Genomic DNA, 1,365 nt, shown 5'->3' with positions numbered 1-1,365 from the left:
ACAATTTTTGAGTCTTATCTTCATTGCCTCGAATGGAATTGGAACGTTCTATTTTGCAGTCTTGGCAGATCTACTTTACTGGTTGTGACTGTTGCCTCAGTACGAAGTTTTTTGCCAAACAGATAACCGCAAAAACGGCTTTATTTGTTCCGGTATGATTTTCTTCGACAGACATAAAAAGCGCAAAACAGCTTTGTTGATTCAGTTGATCCACTACTGTTTTCTGAAATAAAAACTATTTCAGTCTATAGATGAATACTGGGAGTGGGGGATCGTTTTTGCGGTTGTAGTAAGCGTTTACGATTACGAGCCATTTTTTGGAGTCTAATTCTTTGACATAATTCAAAATGGCTTCTTTTTCTTCGTAGCCGGTGTCGCCGCCGCTGTAGATGCAGAGGTTTATGATGCCACCTTTTTTGAGCAGGTTAAGGGCTGACTCGATGGCGGCGAGGCTTGTTGATGGATGGGTTGCGATTTTGTGGTCACTGCCGGGGAGGTAGCCGAAGTTGAAGGTGATGGCTTTGACTTCTTCTTTTACATAGGTCTGCATTTTCTCGTGACCATCGTGGATCAGCTTGGCTCTTGTCGACAGGTTCGCTCTTTCGAGGCGTTCTCTAGTGTGAGAAATCGCCATCTCTTGCACATCAAAAGCATAGACATTTCCGGTCTCTCCGACTTTTTTGCACAGGAACTCGGTGTCACCGCCGTTTCCGGCGGTGGCATCAATGCAGATATCTCCTTCTTCTATGTATTCTTCTAAAATGTGATGACAATATTCTGTGATCTGAAAATTCATTTTCTATCACTCCTTATCTGTCTTTTCCATAGAAATCGAGCATTTCCCGTACTTCTTTTTCGTTATCCAACGGGTTTCTGATGATCTTATACTCTTTCCCTTCCCATGGGATGGTGATCTTACTATTTTTCACTGTCATCTGATCGATGGCTGTCCGTGGCAGCTGTACGAGTTCATTGCCATTCTTGTCATAAAACGCCATGCCATTGTCCCAGTAAATGATGACACGCATCTTTTTCATTCCATAACTGCGCGTAACCAGGCACACCACTGCGATCACGATAAACCAGATACTGTAGGTCAGCCCTCCGGCAATTCCACTTCCTGCCGCACACAGAATACAGAAGATTGCAAATGGAAGCATCAGATATTTGACGGTCATCCCGCTGTAATACCCGGATACCAGACAGTGAAAACTTCCCTTCCATTCGTTTCCAAGCTTTGCAGCTTCCTGCTGTGTCTTCTTCTGGATTGCCTGGTTCACTGCCTGCATGATGGCATTCCGGACCAAACGCTGTACAATATGTCCCATCTTTTGTACCGTTACTGAAAACTTATAAAAAGTTACA

2 protein-coding genes are annotated in these 1,365 nt (G+C 43.9%); both read right to left on the bottom strand.

The annotated features are described in order from the left end of the window. Positions 1–235: 235 nt before the first annotated feature. On the bottom strand, positions 236–796 hold the full coding sequence (locus PGZ10_RS16345) for a tRNA (mnm(5)s(2)U34)-methyltransferase (RefSeq protein WP_117824770.1): 561 nt from the start codon (positions 794–796) through the stop codon (positions 236–238). Positions 797–809: 13 nt separating this feature from the next. Next, on the bottom strand, positions 810–1,365 hold a 556-nt coding region (locus PGZ10_RS16340; RefSeq protein ID WP_270541893.1), incomplete at its 5' end, for a hypothetical protein.

The sequence above is a fragment of the Coprococcus sp. AF102-57 genome (genome assembly GCF_027686195.1).
Classification (GTDB): domain Bacteria; phylum Bacillota; class Clostridia; order Lachnospirales; family Lachnospiraceae; genus Allocoprococcus; species Allocoprococcus comes.
Note: the sequence above shows the minus strand (reverse complement) of the source record. Positions and strands in the feature narration are given on the sequence as shown.